This is a genomic window from Amycolatopsis thailandensis (genome assembly GCF_002234405.1).
GTDB lineage: Bacteria > Actinomycetota > Actinomycetes > Mycobacteriales > Pseudonocardiaceae > Amycolatopsis > Amycolatopsis thailandensis.
On sequence record NZ_NMQT01000167.1, the window covers coordinates 42,670 to 51,319 of the forward strand.

The following is an 8,650-nucleotide window of genomic DNA, read 5'->3' on the forward strand; positions in this document are numbered from 1 at the left end:
GGAGGACTCCGCTTAACGTGTGGTGGGCGTCAGTTGGCCGAGATACCTGGGTCGAAGGTGAAGATCACCATCGTGCCGACGGCGAGGATCAGCACCATCGAGACGTAGAGCACGATCTTCAGCCAGAACCGGGTGCTGTCCTTGCGGGCGTAGTCGTCGATGATCGTGCGCAGCCCGTTGCCGCCGTGGATCTCGGCGAGCCACAGCATCGACAGGTCCCAGAACTGCCAGAACGGCGAGGCCCAGCGGCCGGCGACGAAGCCCCAGTTGATGCGGTGCACGCCGCCGTCGAGGATGTTCATGATGAACAGGTGGCCGAGCACCAGCACGATCAGGGCGAGGCCCGAGATGCGCATGAACAGCCAGCTGTAGAGCTCGAAGTTGCTGCGGCGGGCGGCGGCGCGCTTCGGGGCGCGCGGGCGCTCGAGAGCGAGTTCAGCCATGGTCAGTTACCCCCGAACAGCGTCTCGACGGTGCGCTTCATCATGAAGAAGGCGCCCGGAATCATCACCACGACCCAGATGGCCAGGATCGTCCAGAGCATCGGCTTCTGGAACTTGGGACCCTTCTCCCAGAAGTCGACCAGCATGACCCGGATGCCGTTGAGCGCGTGGAACAGCACCGCGCCGACGAGGCCGACCTCGAGGAGGTTGACCAGCGGGGTCTTGTAGGTCTCGATGACCTCGTTGTACGTGTCGGGCGACACGCGCACGAGCGCGGTGTCGAGCACGTGCACGAAGAGGAAGAAGAATGTCAGCACGCCGGTGATGCGGTGCAGCACCCAGGACCACATACCGGGGTCTCCCCGGTAGAACGTCCCTTGCCGGCGTGAGGCACCCGCCCGATCGCTCGCGGCCGCCTCAGTGGCGGTGCTAGCCGTGGTGGACATCGGTGAACGGCCTCCAACGTCATGGCTTGGGCCCGCTGACCGCTGGTTTCCGCGCCTGCCGCCGGGACGTCCACCTGGGGACGGCTCCGGCGACGGTGCCGAGATCATGGTCATCGAGCGTGGATAAAAGGATGCTAGACCCGCACCTCACGGTGGGCTCACCTCCGGGTTCCTCTGTGTGATGGACCAGACATCGGGGGCCTCGCACGATGGGGTGACGCGGGCCGGTAACTCACCGGTTCGTCCACTGTGGACCCCATGCCGGTGGCCAGCGATCTCTCGGCCCCGGCGTGCTCGCTCAGGGCATTCGTCCAAGGCCAAGGTGTTCGTGTGGACGTTCGAATCGTTCGGCCCGTCGACACCTGGTTCACGACGGCCGGCGCGGATGCTGTGGATGTCGTCCAGCCTGACCGGGGCGAAGTCGCACCAGCCGTCGAGCCTGCCGGCGAACACGGGCGAATATCTCACCGGATAGTGGCCGATCGCCTGGTCGAGAGCTCGCCGGGATTGTTCACTGTGGGTAGTGGCAACGGTGGGCGCGCCAGGCGCTGCTCCGCTTCCGCCGATGACGCCTCGGATCGGCCGGTTTTCGCGCGACGGGCGCCAGGCACGCGGTCCCGATTGCTCCGTCACGATCACCGTGAGTACTCCATTCGTCGCAATTACGACTCATGAGTAAACGTTTGTGTTACGTAGCGTGCCTTTCCTATGGCAGCAAAGCGGCCGTTAGGTACCGTCTCCCGGTCGAACCCGGCAGTGTCGCCGGGTCGCTTTCTTCGGACCATCCGCTGGATCAGCGGGGAGGGAGACACACGTTGCGTCGCATGCGTGGAACCGCGCTGGCCGCCGCCGCCATGGCCGGTGCACTGGTACTGGCCGGGTGCGCGAAGGATTCGGGTGCGGGGAACAACAACAACGCGAGCTCTGGGGACCAGTCCGCCAGCTGCGTGACGGCACCCAAGCCGCCCGCCGCTGCCGCCGCCTCCACCAGCTCCGCGCAGACCGGTGAGAAGGTCGACGGCAGCAAGCTGAAGGTCGCGCTGGCCTTCGACGTCGGCGGCCGTGGCGACGCGTCGTTCAACGACTCCGCCGCCGCCGGTACCGACAAGGCCAAGACCGATCTCGGCGTCACCGCGGTCACCGAAAGCACCGCCGCGGCGACCGAGGACGAGGCCGCCAAGTCGCAGCGTCTCGACCAGCTCGCTTCGCAGGGCTTCAGCCCGGTCATCGCGGTCGGCTTCGCCTACGCCAAGGCCGTCGGCGCCATCGCGCCGAAGTACCCGAACACCCAGTTCGCGATCGTCGACGACGACTCGGTCAAGGCGCCGAACGTCACCCCGCTGGTCTTCGCCGAGGAGCAGGGCTCGTTCCTGGCCGGTGTCGCCGCCGCCTACAAGTCGAAGAAGTGCCACGTCGGCTTCGTCGGTGGCGTGAACACGCCGCTGATCCAGAAGTTCGAGGCCGGCTTCCTCCAGGGTGTGAAGGCCGCTTCGAACAAGGCCAAGATCGAGGACGAGTACCTCACCCCGGCCGGTGACTTCTCCGGGTTCCAGGACCCGGCGAAGGGCAACGTGAAGGCCGCCGCGCAGATCGCCAAGGGCGCGGACGTCGTCTACCACGCCGCCGGCGCCTCCGGTAAGGGCGTTTTCGAGGCCGCGAAGTCGAACAACGCGCTCGCCATCGGCGTCGACTCCGACCAGTACAACCAGAAGACGGTCGAGGCGTCGAAGGACGTCATCATCACCTCGATGCTCAAGCGCGTCGACGTGGCGGTGTTCGACTACCTGCGCGCGCTGGCCAAGGGCGACCTGACGTCGCTGCCGAAGCGTTTCGACCTGAAGGTCGACGGCATCGGTTACGCCACCTCCGGCGGCAAGGTCGACGACATCAAGGACGTCCTCGACGGCTACAAGGCGCAGATCGTCTCCGGGGCGATCACCGTCTCGGACAAGCCGCAGAAGTAAGGTTCGTCTGACAGCGGGGCTCGGGAGGGTAACCCCTTCCGAGCCCCCACCTGTTTACTCCCAGACTGGATGGCTTTTTCATGAGCGCTCCCCAGGCCGAGGTCACCGACGCCCCCGACCGGGGTGAACCGGCCGTGCAGCTGACCGGGATCACGAAGCGATTCCCCGGTGTCGTGGCCAACTCCGACGTCAACCTCACCGTCACCAAGGGCGAGGTGCACGCCGTCTGCGGCGAGAACGGCGCGGGCAAATCGACCCTGATGAAGATCCTCTACGGCATGCAACAGCCGGACGAGGGCGACATCGCGATCAACGGCGAACCGGTGAAACTGCGCAACCCGCAGGACGCCATCAAGACCGGGATCGGGATGGTCCACCAGCACTTCATGCTGGCCGACAACCTGACCGTCGGGGAGAACGTCTTCCTCGGCGCGGAGAACCTGCACGGCATCGGCCGCGCGGCGCGGGCCAAGCTGGCGGAACTCGCCGGACGCGTCGGCCTGCACGCCCGCCCGGACGCGCTGCTGGAAGAACTCGGCGTCGCCGACCGCCAGCGCGTGGAGATCGTCAAGGTGCTCTACCGCGGCGCGCGGATCATCATCCTCGACGAGCCCACCGCGGTGCTCGTCCCGCAGGAGGTCGACGCGCTGTTCGAGACCGTCCGTGCCATGCAGAAGGACGGGTTCACCTTCATCTTCATCTCGCACAAGCTCGACGAGGTGCGCGCGATCGCCGACACGGTCACCGTGATCCGGCGCGGCACCACGGTCGGCACGGCGGATCCGAAGACGATCACCTCGCGCCAGCTGGCCGAGATGATGGTCGGTTCGGAGCTGCCCAGCCCCGAGACCCGCGAGTCGACCGTGACCGATCGGGACGTCCTGCGCCTGGAGGACGTGTGTTTGAAGGTCGAGGGTTCCGAGCGGAACGTGCTCGACCACATCTCCTTCACCGTGCACGCGGGTGAGGTGCTCGGCATCGCCGGCGTCGAGGGCAACGGCCAGACCGAGCTCGTCGAGACGATCATGGGCATGCGCAAGGGCGGCGGCCGCATCGAGCTGACCGAGGCCGACGGCACGGTCGTCGAACTGCACAAACTGGGGACGCTCGCCCGTCGAGAGGCCGGGATCGGGTACATCGCCGAAGACCGCACGCGGCACAGCCTCCTGCTCACGCAACCGTTGTGGGTCAACCGGATCCTCGGTTACCAGACGCGCAAGCCGGTCGCGAAAGGACAGTTGCTCGACATCGACGGCGCGCGGGAGGACACCCGCCGCATCGTCGAGGAGTACGACGTCCGCACGCCCGGCATCGACGTCCCCGCCGCCGCGCTTTCCGGTGGCAACCAGCAGAAGCTGATCGTCGGACGCGAGCTTTCCGGCGACCCGGTCCTGCTGATCGCTTCGCATCCGACCCGCGGTGTCGACGTCGGCGCGCAGGCGCTGATCTGGGAACAGATCCGCCAGGCCCGCGCCGCCGGGCTGGCCGTGCTGCTGATTTCGGCCGACCTCGACGAGCTGATCGGGCTGTCGGACACCATCCAGGTCATGCTCCGCGGACGGCTGGTCGGCGAGGCCGATCCCGCGACCGTGACCCCGCAGCAACTGGGCTCCGCGATGACGGGTGCTTCCGAAGACTCCGAAGAAGAAGGTGCATCGTGAGTTCCTGGCGTACGAGGCTGCTGCCGCCTCTGCTCGCGATCGTTTTCGCCGTCATCCTGACCGCGATCGCGCTGATCATCTCGGGCGCTGATCCGCTCCAGGCCTACGGCACGATGATCGGGCAGCTCTTCAAGGGCTCGACAGCCGTCGACACGGTGAACCTCGCGACGGTCTACTACCTGTCCGGGCTCGCGGTGGCCATCGGCTTCCAGATGAACCTCTTCAACATCGGTGTCGAGGGCCAGTACCGGTTCGCCGCCATCATCACCGCCATCATCGGCGGGGCGTTGAAGCTGCCGCCGGTGATCCACGTGCTCGCGATCCTGGTCGTCGCTGTCTTGAGCGGCATGCTCTACGCGGCGATCCCCGCCGTGCTGAAGGTGACCCGAGGGGTTTCCGAGGTCATCTCGACGATCATGTTGAACGCGATCGTCGGCGGCATCGTGGCGTTCCTGGTCAACGCCGACCAGTTCGGCGTGCAGACCGGCAACAACATCGCCACCCGCGAGATCGCCGAAACCGGCCGCATCCCCGGAATCCCGATCGGTTCGGGTGAGCTGTTCGGCTTCGTGCTCATCGCGGCGCTGATCGGCGCGGCCTACTGGTTCATGCTCAACCGGACCCGGTTCGGGTTCGAGCTGAAGGCCTCCGGCGAATCGACGACGGCCGCCGCGGCGGGCGGGGTCAACGCCAAGAAGATGACGCTGATCGCGATGCTGCTTTCCGGCGGTGTCGCCGGGCTGATCGCGATGCCGGAACTGCTCGGCCGCGACTTCACCTACGGCATCACCTCGACCCAGATGTACGGCTTCACCGGCATCGCGGTCGCGCTGCTCGGCCGCAACCACCCGGCCGGGATCGCGCTGGGCGCCCTGCTGTGGGCTTTCCTCGACCGGTCCGCGGTGTCGCTTGAGCAGATCAACGTGTCCAAAGAGATCGCCACGATCATGCAGGGCGTGATCGTGCTGTCGGTCGTCATCGCGTACGAGATCGTGCGCCGCGCGGACCTGGCCGCCGAACAGCGTCGCGTGGGTCGCGCGCTGGCGGGCAAGGGTTCCAGCGTTTCCGAGGGAGGTGCGGTGTGAGCACGGATGTTCTTTCGTCCAACGCGGGCGGGACGACCATGCCGGTGAAACGGCAGAAGCGCCGCATTCCCGGCTGGGCCAAGGGCGCCATCTGGGGTCTGCTGGCGGTCGGGGTGCTCGCGATCGCGTCGTACGCCACCGGCGTCAACACGCTGACCTCGACCAACACCGCGCACACCGCGCTGCGGCTGGCCCTGCCGATCCTGCTGTGCGCGCTCGGCGGGCTCTGGGCCGAACGCGCGGGCGTGATCAACATCGGCCTCGAAGGCATGATGATCCTCGGCACCTGGGGTGCCGCATGGGGCGCGTACCACGGCGGGGTCTGGGCCGGGTTGATCTCGGCGGTCGTGTTCGGCGCGCTCGGCGGTCTGCTGCACGCCGTCGCGACGGTGACCTTCAACGTCAACCACATCGTCTCCGGTGTGGCGATCAACCTGCTGGGTCTCGGTGTCGCGAAGTACCTGGCGAACCTGGTGTTCACCCCGCTTTCGGGGAACCCGCGCCAGTCGCCGCCGGTCCCGAAGTTCGACACCTATTCGGCGACGTTCCTCTCGGACTGGTTGTCGGACCTGGAAAAGATGCAGCGCGTCTTCATCTCCGACCTCGCCGGGATCCTCAACGGCCTGGTCACCGAGGTCGCGCCGCTGACGATGATCGCGATCGCGCTGGTCCCGATCAGCTACCTGGTGCTGTGGCGCACGCGGTTCGGCCTGCGCCTGCGGTCCTGCGGTGAGAACCCGGTCGCGGCCGAATCCCTCGGCGTGAACGTCTACCTGCACAAGTACATCGCCATGATCATCTCCGGCGGGCTCGCCGGGATGGGTGGCGCGTCGCTCGTGCTGCTCGCCGGTGGCGCGGACTACCTGGAGAACCAGACCAACAACCGCGGGTACATCGGCCTCGCGGCGATGATCTTCGGCAACTGGCGGCCGGGTGGCCTGCTCGGCGGCGCGGCGCTGTTCGGGTACGCGGACGGTCTCCAGCTCGCCGGTGGCGGTACCGCGGTGCTCGCGCTGCTGTACGGCGCGGTGATCCTGCTGGCCGTGATCGTGGCCGTGCAGCTGTTCCGCCGTCAGTGGATCGCCGCCGCGCTCGGTGTCGTCGGCGCCGGCGCGCTGTACGCGATCTACTGGACCAACGACGACCTGCCCAGCGACCTCATCCCGTACACGGCGCACTTCGTGACGCTGATCGTGCTGGCGGTGGCTTCGCAGCGGCTGCGGCCGCCCAAGGCCGACGGCGCGCTGTACCGACGAGGTGAGGACTGACATGGCTAAGTACGACTGGGAAGCTCTGCGGGCTCAAGCCGTCGAAGCGGCGAAGTCGGCGTACGCGCCGTACTCGGGTCTGCACGTCGGTGTCGCGGCTGTGGTGGACGACGGCCGGATCGTCGTCGGCTGCAACGTCGAAAACGCTTCGTACGGCTTGGGAATGTGCGCGGAATGCACGATGGCGGGGCAGCTGCGGCTGACCGGCGGCGGCAAGCTCGTCGCCGTCGCGTGCCGCAGCGGCGCCGGTGATCTGCTGATGCCGTGCGGGCGTTGTCGTCAGATCCTGTTCGAGCACGGCGGTTCCGACTGCCTGGTGGACACCCCGAGCGGCATCCTGCCGATGTCCTCGGTGCTGCCGGACGCTTTCGGACCGGACGATCTGCCATGAGCGCGTTCGCCGCCGTCGACGTCATCCGCGCGAAGCGGGACGGTGGACGGCTGTCCGACGAGCAGATCGACTGGACGATCGACGCGTACACGCGCGGCGACATCGCCGAGGAACAGATGGCCGCGCTCGCGATGGCCATCTTCCTGCGGGGGATGGATTCCGGCGAGATCGCGCGCTGGACCGGCGCGATGATCGAATCGGGGGAGCGGCTGGACCTGAAGGTCAGCCGTCCGACGATCGACAAGCATTCGACGGGCGGGGTCGGCGACAAGATCACGCTGCCGCTGGCGCCGCTCGTCGCGGCCTGTGGCGCGGCCGTGCCGCAGCTGTCCGGGCGCGGGCTCGGGCACACCGGCGGGACGCTGGACAAACTGGAGTCGATTCCGGGCTGGCGTGCCTCTTTGTCGACATCGGAGATCATCCGGCAGCTCGACGAGGTCGGCGCGGTGGTCTGCGCGGCCACTTCCGGTTTGGCGCCCGCGGACAAGAAGCTGTACGCGCTGCGCGATGTGACGTCGACGGTGGAGTCGATCCCGCTGATCGCGAGCTCGATCATGAGCAAGAAGATCGCCGAGGGTTCGGCCGGGCTGGTCCTCGACGTGAAGACCGGTTCGGGCGCGTTCATGAAGACGCTTCCGCAGGCGCGGGAGCTCGCGCGGACGCTGGTGGAGATCGGGACCGCGCACGGCGTCGCGACGACGGCGCTGATCACGGACATGAACGTGCCGTTGGGGCGCGCCGTCGGGAACGCGATCGAGATCGCGGAGTCGGTCGAGGTGCTGCGCGGCGGCGGCCCTTCGGACGTCGTCGAGCTGACGGTGGCTTTGGCGCGGGAGATGTTGGCGCTGGCCGGGCTGTCCGATGTGGACCCGGCGGCGGTGTTGGCTTCTGGTCGCGCTTACGAGACTTGGTGCCGGATGATCGCCGCTCAGGGCGGGGATCCGGAGGCCGCTCTTCCGCGGCCTCGGCACGTCCATGTCGTTCCGGCGCCTTCGTCCGGCGTCTTGGCTTCGCTGGACGCGTATTCGGTCGGGGTCGCAGCTTGGCGGCTCGGGGCCGGGCGGGCGCGCAAGGAGGATCCGGTGCAGGCCGCGGCCGGCGTGCTGTGCCTGGCGAAGCCGGGCGACACGGTGTCGGCCGGGCAGCCGCTGCTGGAGCTGCACACCGACACTCCGGACGCCGTCCCGTCGGCTCTCGCCGCGCTCGAAGGTGCCTACGCTGTCGGCGCCTCGGCTCCGGCGCCTGCGCCTTTAGTGCTGGAGACCGTGCGCGCGTGACCTGCGTTTAGCCCCCTAATCGCGATCCTTGCTCGCCGCCCTGGACCCCTGCGTTTCGTCCTCTGGATGCGGTAGTTGCACGCGCAAGTACCGCATCCAGAGGACGAAACGCGGG

9 protein-coding genes are annotated in these 8,650 nt (G+C 67.7%); 7 read left to right on the forward strand and 2 right to left on the reverse strand.

The window, feature by feature from the left end:
• Positions 1-29: 29 nt before the first annotated feature.
• On the reverse strand, positions 30-443 hold the full coding sequence (locus CFP71_RS38750; protein ID WP_005165555.1) for a succinate dehydrogenase hydrophobic membrane anchor subunit: 414 nt from the start codon (positions 441-443) through the stop codon (positions 30-32).
• Between the two features lie 2 nt (positions 444-445).
• A complete protein-coding gene (gene sdhC, locus CFP71_RS38755; protein ID WP_073847418.1) occupies positions 446-889 on the reverse strand; it encodes a succinate dehydrogenase, cytochrome b556 subunit in 444 nt (147 codons plus the stop codon).
• A 328-nt stretch (positions 890-1,217) separates the two neighbouring features.
• Between sdhC and CFP71_RS44450 the strand changes: the two genes are divergently transcribed.
• From CFP71_RS44450 to CFP71_RS38785, 7 genes are all read left to right on the forward strand, one after another.
• Positions 1,218-1,364: a hypothetical protein gene (locus tag CFP71_RS44450; protein WP_167406428.1), complete on the forward strand. Its 147-nt coding sequence runs from the start codon at positions 1,218-1,220 to the stop codon at positions 1,362-1,364.
• Positions 1,365-1,713: 349 nt separating this feature from the next.
• A complete protein-coding gene (locus tag CFP71_RS38760; RefSeq protein WP_093938866.1) occupies positions 1,714-2,853 on the forward strand; it encodes a BMP family lipoprotein in 1,140 nt (379 codons plus the stop codon).
• An 80-nt stretch (positions 2,854-2,933) separates the two neighbouring features.
• Positions 2,934-4,514: an ABC transporter ATP-binding protein gene (locus tag CFP71_RS38765; protein ID WP_093938867.1), complete on the forward strand. Its 1,581-nt coding sequence runs from the start codon at positions 2,934-2,936 to the stop codon at positions 4,512-4,514.
• A complete protein-coding gene (locus CFP71_RS38770) occupies positions 4,511-5,599 on the forward strand; it encodes an ABC transporter permease (RefSeq protein WP_093938868.1) in 1,089 nt (362 codons plus the stop codon). The genes CFP71_RS38765 and CFP71_RS38770 overlap by 4 nt, the downstream gene beginning before the upstream one ends.
• 38 nt (positions 5,600-5,637) lie before the next feature.
• Positions 5,638-6,867, forward strand: a complete 1,230-nt coding sequence (locus CFP71_RS38775; protein WP_167406430.1) for an ABC transporter permease — start codon at positions 5,638-5,640, stop codon at positions 6,865-6,867.
• A gap of 1 nt (position 6,868) precedes the next feature.
• The gene (locus CFP71_RS38780) at positions 6,869-7,258 is read left to right on the forward strand and encodes a cytidine deaminase (RefSeq protein ID WP_093938870.1); all 390 of its coding nucleotides are present in this window, start codon (positions 6,869-6,871) and stop codon (positions 7,256-7,258) included.
• Entirely contained in the window at positions 7,255-8,535 is a 1,281-nt protein-coding gene (locus CFP71_RS38785) for a thymidine phosphorylase (protein WP_093938871.1), read from the forward strand. Before CFP71_RS38780 ends, CFP71_RS38785 begins: the two co-directional genes overlap by 4 nt.
• Positions 8,536-8,650 lie beyond the last annotated feature (115 nt).

Coding starts and splice junctions, on each gene's coding strand:
- CFP71_RS38765 (WP_093938867.1), top strand. CDS start 2,934: ATGAGCGCTCCCCAGGCCGAGGTCACCGACGCCCCCGACCGGGGTGAA.
- CFP71_RS38780 (WP_093938870.1), top strand. CDS start 6,869: ATGGCTAAGTACGACTGGGAAGCTCTGCGGGCTCAAGCCGTCGAAGCG.
- sdhC (WP_073847418.1), bottom strand. CDS start 889: ATGTCCACCACGGCTAGCACCGCCACTGAGGCGGCCGCGAGCGATCGG.
- CFP71_RS38785 (WP_093938871.1), top strand. CDS start 7,255: ATGAGCGCGTTCGCCGCCGTCGACGTCATCCGCGCGAAGCGGGACGGT.
- CFP71_RS38750 (WP_005165555.1), bottom strand. CDS start 443: ATGGCTGAACTCGCTCTCGAGCGCCCGCGCGCCCCGAAGCGCGCCGCC.
- CFP71_RS38775 (WP_167406430.1), top strand. CDS start 5,638: ATGCCGGTGAAACGGCAGAAGCGCCGCATTCCCGGCTGGGCCAAGGGC.
- CFP71_RS38760 (WP_093938866.1), top strand. CDS start 1,714: ATGCGTGGAACCGCGCTGGCCGCCGCCGCCATGGCCGGTGCACTGGTA.